The organism is Streptomyces sp. ME19-01-6, assembly GCF_033793745.1.
Lineage (GTDB): Bacteria > Actinomycetota > Actinomycetes > Streptomycetales > Streptomycetaceae > Streptomyces.
Genome location: NZ_JARAXF010000003.1, coordinates 300,302 through 320,115 on the forward strand (window position 1 = coordinate 300,302; position 19,814 = coordinate 320,115).

A 19,814-nucleotide genomic window follows, 5' to 3' on the forward strand; every position below is an offset into this window, starting at 1 on the left:
TCACGCGCTCCCGCTGAAAGGCTCTTTCCGTGACTGTTGAGATCGACAAGGTGGGCCCGAAGGACGCCCCGCCACCCCGCGCGCCGGAGACCATCAAGGCCATCCCGGTGCGCCACTACGGGCGCTGGGTCGCCGCGGTCGTCGTCATCGCCTTCCTGGCGTCGATTGTGTACGCCTTTTCCCAGGGGAAGGTGAACTGGGGCGCCATCCCGGACAACTTCTTCAACGACCAGATCCTCACGGGTGTCGGCAAGACCGCCTGGATCACCCTCGCCGCCATGGCGCTCGGCGTGGTCCTCGGCATCATCCTGGCGGTGATGCGGCTGTCCAAGAACCCGGTGACCGCCGCCATCGCCTGGGGCTACATCTGGTTCTTCCGCGGCACCCCGGTCTATGTGCAGCTGCTGCTCTGGTTCAACCTGGGGCTGATCTTCGACTACATCAACCTCGGGCCGATCTACCAGGACGAGTGGTCGGACTTCATGACCCCGTTCCTGGCCGCCCTGCTCGGGCTCGGCCTGAACGAGGCCGCGTACATGGCGGAGATCTGCCGGGCGGGCATCCAGTCGGTCGACGAGGGCCAGACCGAGGCGGCCCACGCGCTCGGCATGAGTCACGCCAAGACGCTGCGCCGGATCGTGCTGCCGCAGGCGATGCGGGTGATCGTGCCGCCGACCGGCAACGAGTTCATCAACATGCTCAAGACCACCTCGCTGGTCATCGCCGTGCAGTACTTCGACCTGCTGCAGGCCGCGCAGGAGATCGGCCAGACCTCCGGCGCCGCCGCTGAGATGCTGTTCCTGGCCGCCGCCTGGTATCTCATCCTCACCTCCGTCCTGAGCGTGGGCCAGTACTACCTGGAGCGGTACTACGCCCGCGGCTCGAGCCGGAGCCTGCCCATGACCCCGCTGCAGCGGATCCGGGTCAACCTGTTCTCCTTCTCCAACCGCTCCGCAGGAGGTGTGGGCACGTCATGACCGCCATGGTGAAGGCCGAGGGCGTCCACAAGTCCTTCGGCGCCGTTCAGGTCCTCAAGGGCATCGACCTGGAGGTCGCGCCCCGCGAGGTCTTCTGTCTGATCGGCCCGTCCGGCTCCGGCAAGTCCACCTTCCTGCGCTGCATCAACCACCTGGAGAAGATCAACTCCGGGCGGCTGTACGTGGACGGCGAGCTGGTCGGCTACCGGCAGAAGGGCGACAAGCTCTACGAGCTCAAGGACCGCGAGGTCGCCGAGAAGCGCCGGGACATCGGCATGGTCTTCCAGCGCTTCAACCTCTTCCCGCACATGACGGCGGTGGAGAACGTCATGGAGGCGCCGGTCCAGGTCAAGCGCGAGAGCAAGGCGGTCGCCCGGGAGCGCGCGCTGAAGCTGCTGGACCGGGTGGGGCTCTCCGACAAGGCGGGCAACTACCCCTCGCAGCTCTCCGGCGGCCAGCAGCAGCGGGTGGCCATCGCCCGGGCGCTGGCCATGGAGCCGAAGCTGATGCTTTTCGACGAGCCCACCTCGGCGCTCGACCCCGAGCTGGTCGGCGATGTGCTGGACGTGATGCGCGGACTGGCCGAGGACGGTATGACCATGGTCGTGGTGACCCACGAGATGGGCTTCGCCCGGGAGGTCGGGGACTCGGTCGTGTTCATGGACGACGGGGTGGTCGTGGAGTCCGGGCACCCGCGCGAGGTGCTCACCAATCCGCGGCACGAGCGGACGAAGTCGTTCCTGTCGAAGGTTCTTTAGGGTTCTCCAGAGCCGTTCGGCAGCGCATGAGCGATACGGGCGGTACGGGCCGGATTCGGCCCGTACCGCCCATACGCGCTTCCGCTACTTCAGCCCGAGCACCATCGCGTCCGAGGGGGAGCACCACACGGCCCGCGCCTCGCCGAACCCCACCTCGCGCAGCGTGTCCGCGTGCCAGCCGACCGGCTGGAACGCCTCGGCCACGCCGTTCGCGTGGTCGGGTCCGTCGGCCGGGTTACCGAAGATCTTGAACCGCTCGGCGGCCGGCGCGCCGAGCGCCGTGTCCGCGGCCGCCGCCTGCCACCACGCCACCCAGTCCTGCGCGCCCTCGGTCCTGGCCCGCTCCTGCCGGGCGTGCTCGAACGCGCGCACGGCGGCGTCGATCCGCGGCGTACCCTCCCCCGGCATGTGGTCGGCGTTGAGGAACACCCCGCCGTCCCGCACCACGCCGGCCAGCTGCCCGTACAGCGCGCGCAGCGCGTCGCTGTCCAGCCAGTGCAGCGCGGTGGCGGTGAGCACGGCGTCGTACGAGCGGTGCGGCAGCTTGGCCGTCCACTCGGGGTCACGCAGATCCGCCGTGACGAACCGGACCCGGTCGTCCGCCGCGAAGTGGCCGCGCGCGATGGTCAGCAGCGCGGGGTCCAGGTCCACGCCCGTGCTGGTCGCGCGGGGGAATCTGCGCAGCGCCCGGTCGGTGATGCTGCCCGTGCCGCAGGCCAGGTCCAGGATCCGCGGCTCCGGGCCGACCAGCGCCTCCACCGCGTCCAGCATCACCCGGAACCGCTCCTCGCGGTCCGGCATGTACCACTCCTGCTGCCGATCCCAGCTCTGCTGCCACGCCCGCCAGTCCGGCGCGGCGACGGTGTCCACCATCGTGCTCTCCCCGTCTCTTCGACGTAATACCCTCGTACCTAGAGCAGCCATTACCGACCCTAGACCCGCCCTCGTAAGGACCACAAGTGGAACTGGCTTATTACTCGGATCTCGCCGTGCGCCTGATCAACAGCGAGGAACCCGCGCGCGGCACCGACACCCTCACCTCGGTCGAGGCCGTGCGCGAGCTCTTCGGGGCGAGCCAGCAGGCGGCGCGGCGCGCCACCGACGCCGATGTCACCCGGCTGAGATCGGTGCGCGCCCGGCTGCGCGCCGTCTTCGAGGCGGCGGCGGGCGGGGACGAGGTGCTGGCCGTGGACCTGCTGAACGCGCTGCTGATCGAGTTCCCGGTCAGCCCGCAGATCTCCGGGCATCAGCACCGGGACGAGGACGGCCGCCCCGACTGGCATATGCACATCGCCGACTACGCGGCCAACGCGGGCGCCGGCTATGCCGCGACCGCCTCCATGGGGCTCGCCTTCCACCTCACCGAGCTGGGCGTGGACCGCCTCGGGATCTGCGAGGCGCCGCCCTGTCGCAACGCCTATCTCGACACATCGACAAATCGATCCCGGCGCTACTGCTCCGACCGCTGCGCCACCCGCGCCAACGTCGCCGCCTACCGCGCCCGCAAGCGCCTGGACGCCGAGCGCTCCGACAGCGCCCCGCGCCAGCCCAGCAGCGACCGCGCGGACCGCGATGGCCGCACCGGCCGCACCGGCCGCACCGCGGACACCGCCCACGACAGCATCCCGGTCACCGACCGCTGACCCGACCCCGCGCCCGGCAGCGGCCGCAGCCGCACCCAACCCCTGGCCACCACCAGGTCGTCCGGCACGACGCCGAACTCCCGGCTGTCGTTCTCCACATACGGGTTGTCCCCCATGACCCACCAGCCGCCGTCGCGCCGCTCCACCGCGCGCTTGACGATCAACAGGTCCTGGCGGAACGGATGCCGCAGCACCACGACGTCACCCGCGCGGATGGCCGCGCCGTACCGGACGACCAGCTGGTCGCCGGGGTTCAGCGTCGGCACCATCGACGGGTTGTACACCTCGGCGAGCCCGATCCGCAGCAGCCCACCGCGCTCGCGGTCCTGCTCCTGCCCGCGATCGTGCAGCTGCTCTCGCATCACGGCACCTCCGGTCACGTACACATTCAGCATCCCAGGCATCCCAGGCTGCCACTGGACTTTTGACCTAAGCCCCCCGGGGCACCCGAGAAAAGCCTTCCCCCACGGAGTAATCTCGCACCTGAGAAGACGATCACTAAGGAAGGACAGCTGTATGCTCTCCCGCCTGTTCGCCCCGAAGGTCAAGGTCAGCGCGCACTGCGACCTGCCCTGCGGTGTGTACGACCCGGCCCAGGCCCGTATCGAGGCCGAGTCCGTCAAGGCCATCCAGGAGAAGTACCAGGCCAACGAGGACCCGCACTTCCGGGCTCGCGCCACCGTCATCAAGGAGCAGCGCGCGGAGCTCGCCAAGCACCACATCTCGGTGCTGTGGAGCGACTACTTCAAGCCGCCGCACTTCGAGAAGTACCCGGACCTGCACCAGCTGGTCAACGACGCCCTCAAGGCTCTGAGCGCCGCCAAGGGCTCCACGGACCCGGCCACGGGTCAGAAGGCTCTGGACTACATCGCCCAGATCGACAAGATCTTCTGGGAGACGAAGAAGGCCTGATCCCGGATCAGCCTTCGGGACCGCACCCGGTCCGCAGATCGCCGAGCACGGCGGCCTGACGGACCGGGTGCGGCCTTGTTACCGGCCTTCTTTCCGACAGGCCTTCTCACGACAGGCGTCGCCCTCGCCCGAGTTCCGCGAGGCGGGCCAGCGCGGGCAGCGCGTCCGCGATCGCCTGTCGCTGTTCGGCGGTCAGCCGGGACAGGAGCGGCGCAAGATGCCGCGTCCGGTCCTCGTGGCGCGACCGGCCGATCTGCCGGCCGGCCTCGGTGATGTGAACCAGGACAGCGCGCCCGTCGCTCGGGTCCGGGCGGCGCTCCACCAGCCCGTCCCGCTCCAGCCGGGTGACCAGCTGGGTGATGGCGGGCTGGGTGACCTGCTCGGTCCTGGTGCGTTCGGACAGCGCCGCGGCCGCCCGGGGCGCGGACCTGGAGATCGTCGCGGTGAACGACCTCGGCGACGTGGCGACCATGGCCCATCTTTTGGCCTACGACTCGATCCTGGGCCGCTTCCCCGGGGAGATCACCGCCGAGCCCGGCGCGATCCGCGCCGGCGACACGACCCTCAAGATCCTGGCCGAGCGCGACCCCGCCGCCCTGCCCTGGGGGGACCTCGGGGTGGACGTGGTCATCGAGTCCACCGGCATCTTCACCGACGCCGCCAGGGCCCGCGCGCATGTCGAGGGCGGCGCGAAGAAGGTCATCATCCCCGCCCCGGCCAGCGGCGAAGACGTCACGATCGTGCTCGGCGTCAACGACGACGCGTACGACCCGGAGCGCCACACCATCATCTCCAACGCCTCCTGCACCACCAACTGCCTCGGGGTGCTGGCCAAGGTGTTGCACGACGCCGTCGGCATCGACTCCGGCATGATGACCACCGTCCACGCCTACACCCAGGACCAGAACCTCCAGGACGCCCCGCACAAGGACCTGCGGCGCGCCCGCGCCGCGGCCCTCAACGTCGTCCCCACCTCCAGCGGCGCCGCCAAGGCCATCGGCCTCGTCCTGCCCGAACTCCGGGGCCGGCTCGACGCCTACGCCCTGCGGGTCCCCGTCCCCACCGGCTCGGTCACCGACCTGACCGTCACCACCCGCCGCCCCACCACCGTGAACGAGATCAAGGAGATCTACGCCCGGGCCGCCGCCGACCCGGATCACTCAGCCGTATCAGCACCTCGCGCCGCCTCGCCGAGGCGCCGGGCGATGCGGCGCACATCGGCCCCGGTGGTGCGCCAGTTGCTGAAGGCCGCCCGCAGCGCGGGGACGCCCGCGTAGCCGGTAGGGGTGAGGAAGACCTCGTCGGCCAGCGACTCGGCGAAGGCGGCGAGCCGTTCGGGGGTCGGGTCCTCGGCCAGGGTGAAGCAGACGACGTTCAGCCGGACGGGCGCGAGGAGCCGCAGCCCTGGGGTGGCGTCGACGGCCTCGCCCAGGGCCTGGGCGCAGTCCGTGCAGCGCTCGACGATGTCGCGGTGCCCGTCCCGGCCGTAGGCCCGCAGCGTGAACCAGGCGGCGAGGGCGCGCAGGCGGCGGGAGTTCTCGGGGGTGAGGTGGACGAGGTCGGGGATCGCGCCGAGCGGGCCGAGGTAGGCGGCCGCGTTCTGGAAGACGCGGGTCTGCAGGTCGCGGCGGCGGGTGAACTGGACGGCGCTGTCGTACGGCACATTCAGCCACTTGTGGAGGTCCACGCAGACCGAGTCGGCCGCGTCCAGGCCGGCCACGAGGTGGGCGTGGCGTGGGGAGAGTGCGGCGAAGGCGCCGAAGGCGGCGTCCACGTGGAGCCAGAAGTCGTGGCGCTCCTTCAGCGCGGCGACGGCGCGCAGGTCGTCAAAGTCGACGGTGTTGACCGTGCCCGCGTTCGCGACGACCACGCACGGGCCGTCGGCCCGGTCCAGCGCCTCCTCCAGCGCGGCCGGGTCGACCGCCTCCCGCCCGGGCAGGGTCGCCACCGGGACCAGCGCGCCGCGGCCCAGGCCGAGCATGGACAGGGCCTTGGCGACGCTGGAGTGCGGGCTGCCGGACAGCACTCGCACCGGCCCGAGGGCCGCCGCTCCGGCCTCGGCGACCGAGACGCCCCGGCGCTCCCCCAGCCACTCGCGGGCGATTGCCAGGCCGACCGTGTTGGACATCGTGGCGCCGCTGACGAACGCGCCCTCGTGGGCCGCGCCGAGGCCGAACAGCTCACGCAGCCAGCCGACCGTCTGCCGCTCCAGGTGCTGCCCGGTGCCGTCCAGCGAGGAGTTGGAGTTCTGGTCCAGGGCCGCGGTCAGCCAGTCCCCGGCCAGCGCGGCCGGGGTGGTGCCGCCGGTGACGAACCCGAGGTAGCGCGGCCCGGGGCTCGCTCCGAAGGCGGGCTCCCAGCGTTCGGCGAACTCCGCCAGCGCGGCCCGCAGTCCGGCCCCGTCGGCGGGCAGCGGTACCGGCTCGGGCGGCCGTACGGAGGGGACCACCGGCCGCTCCTCCAGCCCGTCGAGAACGCCCGTGGCGAGCAGCCGGGTGGCCTCCAGGGCGTCGGGCAGGTCGGCCAGGTCATGGGCGAGTCGAGGGTGCATATCGGCTCCGTTCTCCGTCTCGGTGGGTGCTCGGGCCGACCCTAGGCAGGCAGGAGGTCAAGGAGCCTGGTCCAATCGTGGAAAACTGGACCAGTGGGCGACGTCCGTACGACCGATGTCCGTAACGGCGATCTCAGCGATCTCCGTATCAGCGCTGAGCAGCTGGTCAGGATGGTGGGCGAGTGGCGCGAACCCGGCACTTCCCTGGTCGCCGCGCTGGCCGGGGCCATACGGGAGGCCGTGCTGGACGGTCGGCTGCGCACCGGCGGCAGGCTGCCCGCCGAACGCCGCCTGGCCGCCGCGCTCGGCGTCAGCCGCGGCACCCTGACCGCGGCGCTGACCACACTGCGGGACGGCGGGTGGCTCCACACCCGGCACGGCAGCGCCAGCACCGTACGGCTGCCTCCCGCGGCGGCCGCGCACATCGCGCCCCTCTCCGCGACCGGGGAGGCCGGCGCCATGGACCTGCGCCAGGCCGTGCCGGCCGCGCCCCGCGCGGCCTATCAGGCGGCCATGCTGCGGGCCGCCGAGCGGGCGGACCCCGTGCTGGCCCAGGACGGGGAGCCGGGGCCGGGGCTGCCCGAGCTGCGGTCGCTGATCGCCCGGCGGCACACGGACGAGGGGCTGCCCACCCGGCCCGAGCAGATCCTGGTCACCTCGGGCGCCCGCGCCGCCCTCGCGCTGATCGCCGCGCATCTGCGCCCACGCGTCGCGGCCGTCGAGATCCCCACCTATTTCGGCGCCCTCCCCTTGCTGCGCGGGGCCGGAGCACGCCTGACCGGTTGCCGGGTCACCGGCGACGGCTGGGACCTCGACCAGCTCGACGACTCCTTCCGCGCGGCCCGCGGCGGACTGGCCTACCTGGTGCCCGACTTCCAGAATCCGACCGGCGCGCTCATGACGCCCCGTACCCGGCGGGCCGTCGCCGAGTCGGCCGCACGCCACCGGGTCACGGTCGTCGCGGACGAGACGATGCGCGACCTCGACCTGCGCGAGGACGCCGGGAGCCGGGCGGCGCCGCCCCGCATCCGCCGCGCCCTGCTGATCGGCTCGGCGGCCAAGACCGTGTGGGGCGGTCTGCGCATCGGCTGGATCCGGGGGCCGGCCGGCCTGATCGGCGAGCTGAGCCGCGACCCGCTGTGCCCGCCGCTGTCCGCGTCGCCGATGCAGCAGCTGGTGGCCGCCGAGCTGCTGAGCGACCCGATGCCGGTGCTGCTGCCGCGCCGGGCGGAGCTGCGGCGGCAGCGCGACCACCTGGCCGGGCTGCTGGCCGGGGACGAGCGCTGGAGCTTCGGCGTCCCATCCGGAGGGCTCGCCCTGTGGCTGCGGCTGGCCGGCGCGCGGGCCGACGCGGTGGCGGCGCGGGCCCGTGCGCTGGGGGTGGAGGTGTCGCCCGGCCCGGGCTTCGCGGCCGACCGCACGCTCACCCACTACCTGCGGCTGCCCTACACCCCGCCGACCTCTGCGCTCGACCGCGTCGCGGCCGTCCTGGACGCGGCGTACGGGCCCTGACAGCAGCGCGCCACCGGGCCCTGACGGCAGCGCGTACGGGCCGCGACGAAGGGGTCCGCGGCGCACACCGGTTGATGTGAGGACGGATGTGCACGACGCTGGATCTGCGCGCCCTGGTGACCTCCTCCCCTCGGAGGCCGGGGCCAGGCGTGGTGAAGGTGGGAAAGATCGACGATGACGGGCCACGAGAGCGCCCTTCCCGGTAGCGACGGGCTCGGCGACCGGCGGGTCGACCCGTTCGACGAGGCGGCCACGGCCAGGGCCACGATCAGCGCTGACGCAGTCGTGACCAGCTGGAACGAGGGCGCCCGGCGGCTGCTCGGCCACCTCCCCGCGGAGGTGGTGGGGCGGCGGGCCGCCGCGCTGCTCGCCGAGGAGGTCTCCCCTGCCGACGTACGGGCCGTCATGGCCCTCTCCCGCTGGAGCGGCACGCTGACCCTGCGCCACCGTGACGGCCGCCCCGTGCGGGTCCGGCTGCTGGCCCACCGCGGCGAGCCGGCCGACAAAGCTCCGGGCGACTGGCTGCTGGCCGCCGCGCTCCCGGGCCCTGCCGGCGGAGGCGATGACGTCGAGGGCGCGGAGGCCGCCAGGGCCATCGAGGAGGCGGGGGACGACACCCTGCTGGCGCTGGCGTCCCAGCAGTCCCCCTGCGCGGTGGCGATCTACGACAACATGCTGCGGCTGCGCAAGATCAACGCTCAGATGGCCCAGGTGATCGGCGCGCCCGAGGACGAGGTCCGCGGCCTGCGGCTGTCGGAGATCGGCGGGAAGCTGGAGAGCGAAGAGCTCGAACAGCACATGGCCGAGGTGTTGGGCACCGGGGAGCCGCGCGATGTGGAGACGTACCGCCGCGTCGGCGCCGAGGCCCACGCACACGCCTGGTCCGCCCGCCTCGCCCCGCTCAGGACGGCGGACGGCGAGGTGCACGGCGTCTGTCTGGCCGCCCATGACATCACCGAGCAGTACCTCGCCCGGCAGCGGCTGCTGCTGCTCAGCGAATCCAGCGTGCGCATCGGCACCACGCTCGACGTCACCCGCACCGCGCAGGAACTGGCCGACGTGGGCGTCCCGGGCCTGGCCGACTTCATCAGCGTCGACCTGCTGGAGCGGCAAGGCCATGGCCAGGAGGCCGAGGGGGCCGGGGCCGAGGCGTTCGGCGAGCCGCTGCCCGGCCCGCTCGTCGGCCCCGTCGTACTGCGCCGGATCGCCCACCAGTCCATCCTCACGGGCACGCCGGAGGCCGTGGTGAAGCTGGGGCAGGCGGACACCTATCCGGAGTACTCCCCGCAGGCCACCTCCCTGGCGGCGGTCCATCCCATCATCCACCGCGAGACCGACCCCGCCATCAGGCGCTGGGCGGCCGAGAACGCCGCCCTCGCCGCCACGCTGCGCACCTACGGCTTCCACTCGATGATGTCCGTGCCCATCCGGGCCCGCGGGATCACCCTCGGGGTGGCCGTCTTCTCCCGCCACACCCGGCCCGATCCGTTCACCCACGACGACGTGCTGCTCGCGGAGGAGATCACCACCCGGGCCGCCGTCTGCCTGGACAACGCGCGCCGCTTCACCCGGGAGCGCGACACCGCCCTGGCGCTGCAGCGCAGCCTGCTGCCCCAGACGCTGCCCAGGCCCACCGCGCTGGACGTCGCCTTCCGCTACCAGCCCGCCGGGCCGTACGCCGGGGTGGGCGGCGACTGGTTCGATGTGATCCCGCTGTCCGGGGCGCGGGTCGCGCTGGTCGTCGGCGACGTGGTCGGCCACGGGATCCAGGCCTCGGCCACGATGGGCCGGCTGCGTACGGCGGTACGCACACTGGCCGACGTCGACCTGGCGCCCGACGAACTGCTCACCCACCTCGACGACCTCGTCATCCGCCTGTCCGCCGAGGGCACCGCGGGCACGCCCACCGGGGACGCCGGGGCGACCGAGGACATCACGCCCACCGGGGACGTCGGGGCCACCTGCCTGTACGCGGTCTACGACCCGGTCGCCCGCCGCTGCTCGCTCGCCCGCGCCGGCCATCCGCCGCCGGTCCTGGTGGCCCCCGACGGCACGGTGAGCCCCGTCCAGGTGCCGGCCGGGCCGCCGCTGGGCGTCGGCGGTCTGCCCTTCGAAGCGGTCGGATTCGACATGCCCGAGGACGCGGTGCTCGCCCTCTACACCGACGGCCTGATCGGCGGCCGGGGCCGCGACCTCGACGAAGGGCTCACCGCCCTCACCGGCGCGCTGTCCCGCCTCACCCCCTCCCTGGAGGCGGGGTGCGACAGCGTCCTGCGGACGCTGCTCCCCGAGCACGGCGCCTCCGACGATGTCGCCCTGCTCCTGGCCCGCACCCGCGGTCTGGACGCGTCGCGCGTGGCGACCTGGGACGTGCCCGCCGACCCGGCCCTCGTGGCCCGGGCCCGCCGGGATGTGACGGACCAGCTGATGGCCTGGGGGCTGGAGGAGGCCGTGTTCACCACCGAACTGGTCGTCAGCGAGTTGGTCACCAACGCCATGCGGCACGCCACCGCGCCCATCCAGCTGCGTCTGATCTACGACCACACGCTGATCTGCGAGGTCTCCGACGGCAGCAACACCGCCCCGCATCTGCGCCGCGCCCGCGTCTTCGACGAGGGCGGCCGCGGGCTGCTGCTGGTCGCCCAGCTCAGCCTGCGCTGGGGCAGCCGGCACTCGGCCATCGGGAAGACGATCTGGGCGGAGCAGGCGCTGCCGTCGTCCGAGTGACGGTGGACCGCTTCGGCCTCACGCCGAGGCCTCCCGGACCGAGGGCGGGACGGGGCGCGCGCCGTCGCGGGTGAGCAACAGCGGGCGGAGCGGGCCGTCGTTGCGCAGCAGCCACTGCCGGTACGCCGTGCTGGCCCAGGCCGCCTCCAGGTAGGAGTCCCTGAGGTCGGCGAAGAGGGCGTCCGTGTCGGGCGGTTCTGCGGCGCGGGAGGCCAGGGACAGGCGGAGGGTGAGGGGGTCGTCGCGCAGGGGGCGGATGGTGAGGCCGGGGCGGGGGGTGGCGGTGGGGCGGCAGGGGGTGATGAGTTCGCCGGAGGCGACCAGGTCGGCGGCGGTGGGGTAGTCGCCGTAGACGACGCGGGGGCTTTGGCCCGCCGTGGCGAAGGCGCGGCGGAGGGTGGCTTCCTGGCCGTCCAGCGCGGGGTCGACCATCCACTGGTCGGCGGCGAGATCGGTGAGGGGGACGACGGGGCGGGCGGCGGCCGGGTGGGCGGCGGGGAGAGCGACGAACTGGGGCTCGCGGGCGACGAGGACCCGTCGCCGTACGCCGTCGGGGAGGCGCAGCGGCGCGTCCTCGGCCTCGTGGACGTAGGCGACGTCCAGTTGGCTCTCGGCGACCATCCGCAGCAGCGAGTCGGCCCAGACGTCTATGTGGATGGCGGTGTCCGCGTCGGGGAAGCGGGCGCGGAGCCGGCGCAGCCATCCCGCCACGGCCTGGCTGCCCGTGCTGCCGACGCGCAGCCGGGTGCCGGTGGCCCGGCCGGCCTCCTGTCTGGCCTCGGCGACCAGGGCGTTCATGTCGGCCACGATGGGCCGGGCCCGGCACAGCACGGAGCGCCCGAGCGGGGTCGGCCGGCTGCCGGTGAGCTCGCGCGAGAACAGCGGGCCGCCGATGGCGTTCTCGATGCGTCTGAGCTGGGTCGTCAGCGAGGGCTGGCTCATGCCCAGCTGCCGTGCGGCCTTCCGTAAGCTGCCGGCGTCGGCGATGGCGCACAGTGCGCGAAGGTGCCTGACCTCGAGCTCCACGGCGTGAGCATAACGGGGCATCAGGACGTCACACCAGACACTCAATGCCCACGAACACCACATCCCGGGCAGCCGATTGGCGCCAACGGGACAGCCGGAAGTGCGACGGCGCATGGGGGCTATGTGATGGTGCTATCGCCAGTTGATATCTCCGCGTGGCGCCGGATCTGACCAAGACTTCGGGGCACCAAGCGTTCATCCCACGGCCTCGGCCCGCCACCCCACACCACGGCGGCCGACCGGGGCCTGACGGACGATGAGGAGCCCCCCACATGAGATTCTCCACGTCGGCGCTCGTGGCCACCCTGGGCCTCGGCCTGGCCTCGACCCTGTCCGCCGTACCCGCCTCCGCCGCCGCACCCGGCAGCGATGCCGTCAGCCACACCGCCAAGTCCGCGTACATCGCGAGCGGCGACAGCCGCGGCGACTCCGACGCCTTCCTCAAGGCCGTGATCAAGTCGGTGCTCGCCAAGCGGGGCGTGGTGCCCGGCACGCAGGCGGTCACCGTCACCTACAGCGCGAGCAAGGCGCCGACCTTCAAGGCCGTCATAGCGCGCAGCGCGCAGATCTGGAACTCCTCGGTGAGCAACGTGCAGCTGAAGGAGGGCAGCAGTGCCGACTTCGAGTACCGCGAGGGCAACGACCCGAGCGGCTCGTACGCGAGCACGGACGGCCACGGCAACGGCTACATCTTCCTGGACTACGCGCAGAACCAGCAGTACAACTCCACCCGCGTCGCCGCGCATGAGACCGGCCACGTGCTCGGCCTGCCGGACCACTACTCCGGTCCGTGCAGCGAGCTGATGTCGGGCGGCGGGCCGGGGACGTCCTGCACCAACGCCCAGCCCAACGCGGCCGAGATCAGCAGGGTGAACCAACTGTGGGCGAACGGCCTCGCCGCCCTCGGCAAGACGCTCGAGGTGAACGCCCGATAGGGCCACGACCAGCACCTCGCACCGCACCCGGCATCCGCTCCACGCCGGGTGCGGTCCGGTGTCCGCGGGGAGTACGGTAAAGGCACCGGGAGCATTTCGCACATACCGGCCGGATTCCCCCAGGCTGGGGCCCGAGCCGCGGGGAGTGAGCACCATGGAGACCATCGTCACCGTGGCCGTGATCGCCGCGCTGATCGCCGTGGGCGTGGTGGTGATCCACCGGCTGAACGGCCAGCACGGCAATCGGGTCTCCGCTCTCCGCTATGGCGACACCCCGCCCGGACAACGCCCCCTGCGGCACCATCGCGCCCTCGGCCGCCGGCGGCCGGGCCACCGCGTCGGCCCCGGCCGGAACCGGCGGGCCTGAGCGGCCGGGCCCGAGCGGTCCGGGCCCCGGCCCCGGTCAGTCCTCCCGCAGGGCGTCGGCCAGCGTCGGCACCGGGCACAGCACGTCGAGCAGCCCGCCCACGCGCAGCGTGCGCAGGATCAGGGGGCTCTCACAGACCACCCGCAGCCGTCCGCCGCGGTCGCGCACCCGGCGGTAGGCGCGGCACAGCAGCTCCACCCCCGAGCAGTCCAAGAAGCACGTCGGGGTCAGGTCGATGACGACGGCGGGCGCGGGCGGGGAGGTGGCCCGGTCCAGCTCCAGGCCGACGCACTCCCGACCGACGATGTCGATCTCGCCGTGGAGCTCCACGACCGTGTACCCGCCGACGCCGTACGCGCAGGCGCGGGGCTCCGCACTCCGGTCCGCCCGGAAGTGCTCGGGGGTGATGGCGGCAGGCCAAGGTGCCTCCCGGCGGGGAGCGCCTTGCTGCGTCATCGCGAAATCACCTCGGAACGGCACACTGCCCCCTTTCACCGTCGATAGGGTCCCGGAAGCAGACAGAGCCCGCATCGGGACGGATACCACCGGGGTCCTGGGTGACGTGCCGCGAGCGTAGAGGGGTGACCGCCGGTTACGGAGGTAGGCACCCCATATTTCCCGGAGTAAATGCGCTCGTACGAGTGAATTTCTGCTCTTACTATTGACAGTTGGTCAGACGTACTTTACCCGATGACGCCGTTACTCCCTCCGGCGCTCACTTCCCCCGACTGCGTGACGGCCAGAGCCAGGTCGTCCACGACCTCGAAGGCGTCATCGAGCCGGACCATGCGCAGCAGCCGGGTGAACCGCGGGTCGACGATCACCAGCCGCAGCCGCCCGCCGCGCTCCAGCACGCGATTGCGCAACCGGCACAGCAACGACACCCCGGCACAGTCCAGGAAGGTCACCATCCGCAGGTCCAGGACCAGGTTCGGACGCGCCGCGCGGGCGAGGGAATCCAGCCGGGCGGAGATCCTCGCCGCGGCGAAGATGTCCAGCTCACCCGTGATCTCAGCCACCGTGACGCCACCGAGCACACGCACCCGGGCACCGAATGCGGGCCGATCGTCAAACATGAAAGCCCCCTTGGGGTGAGGGAGGCGCGACTCCGTCAGTACATGACATACCCACCTATCCGCTCACCAGTCAACGGACGAGGGGGCAAGTGTCGTTGGCCTATCTACGGTGATGTCATGAACAACGCCCCGCGGCCCCTGCGGCGGCGCCTGACCGCCGTCAGCAGCGTGAGCGCGGCGGCCACCACGGCCAGCAGGCCGCCGCCCACGGTCAGCAGCCACGCGGGGATGCCCCCTATGGTCAGCAGCTTGTGGTCGTACGTGACGCGCTGATAGGTGCCGTCCTTCTCCGCGCGCCGCAACTCATGGTCCCCATTGATGAGTTCCGGCCGCGGAAACGACTGCTCAAAGCCCGTCAGAAACATCCGCCTCCCCGCCAGCTCCGCCAGGTCACCCAGCGGCGCCTGCCCCGGGGTGAACCACCCGGCGTAGGTCACCCGCGGCGCCCCGCCCCCGATGTCGCCGCGCGGCTCCATGCGATGCGGCGCCAGTACGTACAGCTCGAGGTTCTGCGGTGTCTTCGCCAGCCGCGACAGCCGCATCGGATAGACCAGACGGTTCGAGTCGAAGGTGAGCCGCAGCGGGTCGAGCGTCCCGCCGAGCACCTCCTTGGCGTCTTCGCCTCGGGCGTCCGCCGCGGGCGCCAGGCGCACCGCGACGTACTCCCACTTGGCGCGCACATACGGCTTGAGCCCCTCCGCCAGCCGGTCCGGCAGCTGGAAGCCGTGCTCTTTCAGCCAGTCGCGCAGCGCGCCCGGGTCGGTCGCGGTGAGCCGGGCGACGTCGAACGGGCCGAGCCGCTCACGGCTGACGACGCCCACGCGCGGGGGCGCCTTCGCCCCGGCGCCGTCCGGGGCCCCGGCCCCGTCCACGTATCCGACCTTTCGGTCGTCGAAGGGCCAGTCGCCCGGCCTCGGCCAGAAGTAGTGACGCGTCCGGTGGACCGGCGCGGTGACCTCACGCACCTCGTCGAACAGGGCGCGGTTCCCGAGCCGGACCGTCGCCCGGTGCGGCACCGGCATGATCCACGCCGCCTCGTGGGCGTCGCCGCCCACCGTCAGGCTCATGACGATCTCCTCGGTGCGGCCGTCCCAGCGCACCACCGACGCCTCCCGCGCCACCGCCACCGTGGTGTTCCGGCCGGGCACCAGCCCGCCGCAGCCGCAGGCGTAGGCCGGCCACACCAGCGTTCCGAGCTGGAGCGACACCAGCGCCAGCAGCACCAGCCCGGTCCGCCGCCACACCGGCCGCGACATCCGTCCCCGGAGGTACCGCACTCCGCACTCCCCCGCCCGCGGCCCCGGCTCCGCCGTACCGCATTTCACCGTGAATACTGTGTCCGTGGCCCGCCTGCTCGGCGGACACGACCTCAGACGGCGGCCGCGAGGGTTCCGGTTCCTCGGCTGGAAAGGTGGAAAGCTCCAGATCTCAGGGCGCAATGTTGGCACATACCGGCGCGCCCGGTGACTGCGCGCCCCACGAGACTGGGCCACAAAGCCCGACCGGGCGCCACCCGGCCCGCACACCCGGGCGGCGGCCGGATGGACGACACCCTCGAAGGGGCAGCAAGATGACGGGGTCACGCATAGCGGCCGTCGGCCACTACCAGCCCGCGAGGGTGCTCACCAACGACGACCTGGCGGCCATCGTCGACACCAGCGACGAATGGATCCGCTCCCGGGTCGGGATCCGCACCCGGCACATCGCCCGCGCGGACGAGACGGTGGACGAGATGGCCGCCGCGGCGGCCAGCAAGGCCCTCGCCACGGGCGGGCTCGCGCCCGCCGACATCGACCTGGTGGTCGTCGCCACGTCCACGGCGATCGACCGCAGCCCCAACATGGCGGCCCGCGTCGCCGCCCGGCTCGGCCTCGGCTCCCCCGCCACCCTGGACATCAATGTGGTGTGCGCCGGCTTCACCCACGCCCTGGCCACCGCCGACCACACCATCCGGGCCGGGGCGGCCACCGCCGCCCTGGTCATCGGCGCCGACAAGTTCACCGAGGCCGCCGACTGGACCGACCGCTCCACCTGCGTGCTGCTCGGCGACGGCGCCGGCGCGGCCGTCGTGCTGGCCGATGACCGAGCAGAACGGGCAGACGGGGCAGCCGGGGCAGACGCCGCCGGCCTCCCGGGGATCGGGCCGGTGGTCTGGGGCTCGGTGCCCGAGATGGGCCACGCCGTACGCATCGAGGGCACCCCGCCCCGCTTCGCGCAGGAGGGCCAGGCCGTCTACCGCTGGGCCACCACCCAGCTGCCGCCCATCGCGCGCGAGGTGTGCGCGCGGGCCGGGATCACCCCCGAGGAGCTGGCCGGGGTGGTGCTGCACCAGGCGAACCTGCGGATCATCGAGCCGGTCGCGCGCAAACTCGGCGCGACGAACGCGGTCATCGCGCGCGATGTCGTCGAGTCCGGCAACACCTCGGCGGCCAGCGTGCCGCTCGCGCTGTCCAAGCTGGTCGAGCGGCGGGAGATCGCTCCGGGCGCACCGGTGCTGCTCTTCGGCTTCGGCGGCAACCTGTCGTACGCGGGGCAGGTCATCCGCTGCCCGTGAGCGTGCTGTCGCGTCCGATTCGTTCAAGACCGGCGGCCGCCCGCGTGCCTACGCTGCAGGCATGACAGCACGATTCGACGCGATCGGCCTGGTCGTGACCGACCTGGCCGCCTCACTCGCCTTCTACCGACGCCTCGGTGTAGACATCCCCTCCGACGCCGACACCCAGCCGCATGTCGAGGCGCCCCTGCCGGGCGGGCTGCGCCTGATGTGGGACCCCATCGAGACGGTCCGCTCCTTCGACCCGGACTGGACGCCGGCGTCCGGCGGGTCGGGGCGGATCGGGCTGGCGTTCGCGTGCGACAGCCCGGCGGATGTGGACAGGACGTACGCCGAGCTCGTCCAGGCGGGCGTGCGCGGACACAAGGAGCCGTGGGACGCGTTCTGGGGGCACCGCTACGCGACCGTCCTCGACCCGGACGGCAACGGCGTCGACCTGTTCGCGCCCCTGGCCGACTGATCCGGGGGCAGTCCCGCTGGGCCGGCTACACCAGCAGCCGGCCCAGCGACACCCCGGTCAGCGCCCTGACCTCGCGTGCGAGATGGGCCTGGTCGGCGTATCCGGTGACGGCCGCGACCTCGGCGAAGGCCGTCCCCGCCCGCGCCGCGTCCAGCGCGCGGTTCAGCCGCAGCACCCGGGCCAGCGTCTTGGGGCCGTAGCCGAACGCCGCGAGCGACCGCCGGTGGAGCTGCCGCTCCCCGAGTCCCACCGCGGCGGCGACCTCCGCGACGCTCCGGCCGCCGGAGAGCCCCGCGAGGACCGCGCCGACCGCCGGATCGGACGGCTCCGCACGGCGCAGCCGGTCCAGCGCGACGGCCTCCAGGAGGCGGCCGACACCGCGCGGGCCGGTACCGTCCGGGCCGGTACCGTCCGTGCCCTCCGCCAGCCGCTCGGCGAGCCGCCGCACCTCCGCGCCCGGCCACAGCGCCGCCAACGGCACCCGCTGGTCCCGCAGTTCGTGCGCGGGCACGCCGAGCACGGCGGGGCCGGTGCCGGGGGCGAACCGCAGCCCGACCCAGCGGGTGCCCGGCGGGCCCTCGGCGAGGTGGGCCCGGGTGTCGGGCCCGGCCACGAACAGCTCCCCGCCCGCGGCTGCCGGGTTGCCGTAGCTCCAGATCACATCGGTGCAGCCGTCCGGCAGCACCCGCTCCGTCCCGGCCCCGGCGGTACGGGACCACACCACCGCGCGGCCGCCCAGCGGCCCTGATCCCCACTCCTGGTACAGCACCTCGTCAGGGCACCTCGCGCAGATACATCGCGCCACAGGAATGACAGAAGGGCACCGAGTCGTCCGTGGCCCAGACCTCCGCCGACTGCGTCTCCGCGTCCGGGTCCAGCTCGCGCCCGCACATCGCGGTCGTGCCGTTGGCGCGGACCATGTGCCAGATCTTGACCGGAGCGCCGGCCACCCGCCCCGAGCTGCCCTCTTCGTATTCGGCGCGCATCTCGTGCTGCATGCGTACACCTCCTGCTCTCTCCATGGTCCCGCCCGCCGCGACCGTGCGCCAGCGGGTACGCCGGAAACACGGACCAGCCGGTCAGCGTCGTGACGTGGTCGAGCGCCGCCATCCCGGCCACCGAGTTGCCCCGCGCGTCGAGCCCCGGGCTCCAGACGCACAGCGTGCAGCGGCCCGGTATCACCGCGAGGATGCCGCCGCCGACGCCGCTCTTGCCGGGCAGGCCGACGCGGTAGGGGAAGTCGCCCGCCGCGCCGTATGTCCCGCAGGTGAGCATGACCGCGTTGATCCGCTTCGCCTGGCGCGGCGAGAGCAGCCGGGAGCCGTCCGCGCGCAGCCCGTACCTGGCCAGGAAGCCGCCCGCGAGGGCCAGGTCGCGGCAGGGGGACCTCCCAGCGGTAGCTGGGGGGATCATCTCGATCGAGCACTGGGCCGCGACCTCCTCCGGAAGGGAGTGCCACCCAGCGGTGGCCGGAGGAGCCTGGTGGTCCATGGTGCGGTGCTGTTCCTGCGCGTCGTCGAGCGGATCGGAACGCACGATAACCGGAGTGCCTCGCATCGCTTGTGACAGGGATTCATCACCGAGTGTCTTCGTGGGTATGCAGGGGGTGACAGTCGGGCCGCGAGGGGTGGCCCCGCACGACGCGAACGGAGGCGGCCATGGCCTCACCCATGTCCGCAGGGGACTTTTTGGCGGCTCTGCAACGAGAGGGCCTGCGGGTGGTGCAGGTCGGCGACTGGCGGCACCACAACAGAAACCACAAGGGGCCCTGGGGCGAGGTGCACGGCGTCATGATCCACCACACGGTCACCTCGGGCACCGACCTGACCGTACAGATCTGCCGGGACGGCTTCGACTCGCTGCCCGGCCCGCTGTGCCATGGGGTGATCGCCAAGGACGGCGAGGTACACCTGGTCGGCTACGGCCGCGCCAACCACGCGGGCCTCGGCGACGACGAGGTGCTGCGCGCGGTGATCGCCGAGAAGGCCCTGCCTCCGGACAACGAGGCGAACACCGACGGCAATCGCTATTTCTACGGCTTCGAGTGCGAAAACCTGGGCGACGGAAAGGACCCCTGGCCGGAGGCTCAACTGGAGGCGATCGAGCGGGCCGCGGCGGCGATCTGCCGCCACCACGGCTGGACGGAGCGCTCGGTGATCGGCCACCTCGAATGGCAGCCGGGCAAGACGGACCCGCGCGGCTTCACCATGGCCTCGATGCGAGCGCGCATCCGCGACCGGCTGAAGTGACCGCAGGAGATGACCGCAGGAGATGACCGCCGGAGATGACCGGCTGGGATGACCGGCTGAACCGGCC

The 19,814-nt window shown here is 72.7% G+C and carries 20 protein-coding genes and 3 pseudogenes; 12 read left to right on the forward strand and 11 right to left on the reverse strand.

Features of this window, described 5'->3' with window-relative positions; translation table 11 throughout:
- The first annotated feature begins 29 nt into the window (after nt 1–29).
- Nucleotides 30–977: an amino acid ABC transporter permease gene (locus PV419_RS07910; RefSeq protein ID WP_319687045.1), complete on the forward strand. Its 948-nt coding sequence runs from the start codon at nt 30–32 to the stop codon at nt 975–977.
- On the forward strand, nt 974–1,735 hold the full coding sequence (locus tag PV419_RS07915; protein WP_319687047.1) for an amino acid ABC transporter ATP-binding protein: 762 nt from the start codon (nt 974–976) through the stop codon (nt 1,733–1,735). Before PV419_RS07910 ends, PV419_RS07915 begins: the two co-directional genes overlap by 4 nt.
- Nucleotides 1,736–1,819: 84 nt before the next feature.
- On the opposite strand, the gene PV419_RS07920 is transcribed toward PV419_RS07915, so the two are convergent.
- The gene (locus PV419_RS07920) at nt 1,820–2,608 is read right to left on the reverse strand and encodes a class I SAM-dependent methyltransferase (RefSeq protein ID WP_319687049.1); all 789 of its coding nucleotides are present in this window, start codon (nt 2,606–2,608) and stop codon (nt 1,820–1,822) included.
- 86 nt (nt 2,609–2,694) lie between these two features.
- On the opposite strand from PV419_RS07920, the gene PV419_RS07925 reads away from it, so the two are divergent.
- On the forward strand, nt 2,695–3,378 hold the full coding sequence (locus PV419_RS07925; protein ID WP_319687051.1) for a CGNR zinc finger domain-containing protein: 684 nt from the start codon (nt 2,695–2,697) through the stop codon (nt 3,376–3,378).
- A 59-nt stretch (nt 3,379–3,437) separates the two neighbouring features.
- Here PV419_RS07925 and sodX read toward each other — a convergent pair.
- Nucleotides 3,438–4,007: pseudogene (gene sodX, locus PV419_RS53210) on the reverse strand (nickel-type superoxide dismutase maturation protease); the annotation flags it as partial.
- On the opposite strand from sodX, the gene sodN reads away from it, so the two are divergent.
- Nucleotides 3,895–4,290 carry a superoxide dismutase, Ni gene (gene sodN / locus PV419_RS07935; RefSeq protein ID WP_319687053.1) on the forward strand — a complete coding sequence of 132 codons (396 nt, stop codon included), beginning with the start codon at nt 3,895–3,897 and terminating at the stop codon, nt 4,288–4,290. The pseudogene sodX and the gene sodN sit on opposite strands and share 113 nt — an antisense overlap.
- A 106-nt stretch (nt 4,291–4,396) precedes the next feature.
- On the opposite strand, the gene PV419_RS07940 is transcribed toward sodN, so the two are convergent.
- The gene (locus PV419_RS07940; protein ID WP_319687055.1) at nt 4,397–4,762 is read right to left on the reverse strand and encodes a MarR family winged helix-turn-helix transcriptional regulator; all 366 of its coding nucleotides are present in this window, start codon (nt 4,760–4,762) and stop codon (nt 4,397–4,399) included.
- Here PV419_RS07940 and PV419_RS07945 point away from each other — a divergent pair.
- Nucleotides 4,650–5,567, forward strand: a complete 918-nt coding sequence (locus PV419_RS07945; protein WP_415925255.1) for a type I glyceraldehyde-3-phosphate dehydrogenase — start codon at nt 4,650–4,652, stop codon at nt 5,565–5,567. The genes PV419_RS07940 and PV419_RS07945 overlap by 113 nt on opposite strands.
- Here the strand turns inward: PV419_RS07945 and PV419_RS07950 are convergent.
- Nucleotides 5,468–6,841 (reverse strand): annotated as a pseudogene (locus tag PV419_RS07950) (pyridoxal phosphate-dependent decarboxylase family protein); the annotation flags it as partial. The gene PV419_RS07945 and the pseudogene PV419_RS07950 overlap by 100 nt on opposite strands.
- 93 nt (nt 6,842–6,934) lie before the next feature.
- On the opposite strand from PV419_RS07950, the gene PV419_RS07955 reads away from it, so the two are divergent.
- Complete coding sequence (locus tag PV419_RS07955; RefSeq protein WP_319687060.1) at nt 6,935–8,353, forward strand: PLP-dependent aminotransferase family protein; 1,419 nt, start codon at nt 6,935–6,937, stop codon at nt 8,351–8,353.
- A 174-nt stretch (nt 8,354–8,527) separates the two neighbouring features.
- Nucleotides 8,528–11,080 (forward strand): SpoIIE family protein phosphatase, encoded by a 2,553-nt coding sequence (locus tag PV419_RS07960; RefSeq protein ID WP_319687062.1) that lies wholly within the window; start codon nt 8,528–8,530, stop codon nt 11,078–11,080.
- 18 nt (nt 11,081–11,098) lie between these two features.
- Here PV419_RS07960 and PV419_RS07965 read toward each other — a convergent pair whose 3' ends face one another.
- Complete coding sequence (locus PV419_RS07965; RefSeq protein WP_319687063.1) at nt 11,099–12,127, reverse strand: LysR family transcriptional regulator; 1,029 nt, start codon at nt 12,125–12,127, stop codon at nt 11,099–11,101.
- A 251-nt stretch (nt 12,128–12,378) separates the two neighbouring features.
- Here PV419_RS07965 and snpA point away from each other — a divergent pair, with 251 nt between their 5' ends.
- Nucleotides 12,379–13,041: a snapalysin gene (gene snpA, locus PV419_RS07970; protein ID WP_319687065.1), complete on the forward strand. Its 663-nt coding sequence runs from the start codon at nt 12,379–12,381 to the stop codon at nt 13,039–13,041.
- Between the two features lie 154 nt (nt 13,042–13,195).
- On the forward strand, nt 13,196–13,408 hold the full coding sequence (locus PV419_RS07975) for a hypothetical protein (protein WP_319687067.1): 213 nt from the start codon (nt 13,196–13,198) through the stop codon (nt 13,406–13,408).
- A gap of 36 nt (nt 13,409–13,444) precedes the next feature.
- Here PV419_RS07975 and PV419_RS07980 read toward each other — a convergent pair whose 3' ends face one another.
- The 3 genes from PV419_RS07980 to PV419_RS07990 all read right to left on the reverse strand — a co-directional run bounded on the left by PV419_RS07980 (nt 13,445) and on the right by PV419_RS07990 (nt 15,740).
- On the reverse strand, nt 13,445–13,864 hold the full coding sequence (locus tag PV419_RS07980) for an anti-sigma factor antagonist (RefSeq protein WP_319687069.1): 420 nt from the start codon (nt 13,862–13,864) through the stop codon (nt 13,445–13,447).
- Between the two features lie 227 nt (nt 13,865–14,091).
- On the reverse strand, nt 14,092–14,484 hold the full coding sequence (locus tag PV419_RS07985) for an STAS domain-containing protein (protein ID WP_319687070.1): 393 nt from the start codon (nt 14,482–14,484) through the stop codon (nt 14,092–14,094).
- Nucleotides 14,485–14,588: 104 nt separating this feature from the next.
- A complete protein-coding gene (locus PV419_RS07990; RefSeq protein ID WP_319687551.1) occupies nt 14,589–15,740 on the reverse strand; it encodes a DUF2330 domain-containing protein in 1,152 nt (383 codons plus the stop codon).
- Between the two features lie 314 nt (nt 15,741–16,054).
- Here PV419_RS07990 and PV419_RS07995 point away from each other — a divergent pair, with 314 nt between their 5' ends.
- Both PV419_RS07995 and PV419_RS08000 read left to right on the forward strand, forming a co-directional pair.
- Entirely contained in the window at nt 16,055–17,038 is a 984-nt protein-coding gene (locus PV419_RS07995; RefSeq protein ID WP_319687071.1) for a beta-ketoacyl-ACP synthase III, read from the forward strand.
- A gap of 61 nt (nt 17,039–17,099) precedes the next feature.
- Nucleotides 17,100–17,498 carry a VOC family protein gene (locus tag PV419_RS08000; RefSeq protein WP_319687072.1) on the forward strand — a complete coding sequence of 133 codons (399 nt, stop codon included), beginning with the start codon at nt 17,100–17,102 and terminating at the stop codon, nt 17,496–17,498.
- Between the two features lie 25 nt (nt 17,499–17,523).
- On the opposite strand, the gene PV419_RS08005 is transcribed toward PV419_RS08000, so the two are convergent.
- From PV419_RS08005 to PV419_RS08015, 3 genes and pseudogenes are all read right to left on the reverse strand, one after another.
- Nucleotides 17,524–18,264 carry a DUF6597 domain-containing transcriptional factor gene (locus PV419_RS08005; RefSeq protein WP_415925273.1) on the reverse strand — a complete coding sequence of 247 codons (741 nt, stop codon included), beginning with the start codon at nt 18,262–18,264 and terminating at the stop codon, nt 17,524–17,526.
- A gap of 7 nt (nt 18,265–18,271) precedes the next feature.
- Complete coding sequence (locus tag PV419_RS08010) at nt 18,272–18,496, reverse strand: hypothetical protein (RefSeq protein ID WP_319687073.1); 225 nt, start codon at nt 18,494–18,496, stop codon at nt 18,272–18,274.
- A gap of 64 nt (nt 18,497–18,560) precedes the next feature.
- Nucleotides 18,561–18,926, reverse strand: a pseudogene (locus tag PV419_RS08015) (glutaminase); the annotation flags it as partial.
- A gap of 230 nt (nt 18,927–19,156) precedes the next feature.
- On the opposite strand from PV419_RS08015, the gene PV419_RS08020 reads away from it, so the two are divergent.
- Entirely contained in the window at nt 19,157–19,747 is a 591-nt protein-coding gene (locus PV419_RS08020; RefSeq protein ID WP_319687074.1) for an N-acetylmuramoyl-L-alanine amidase, read from the forward strand.
- The last annotated feature ends 67 nt before the right edge of the window (nt 19,748–19,814 follow it).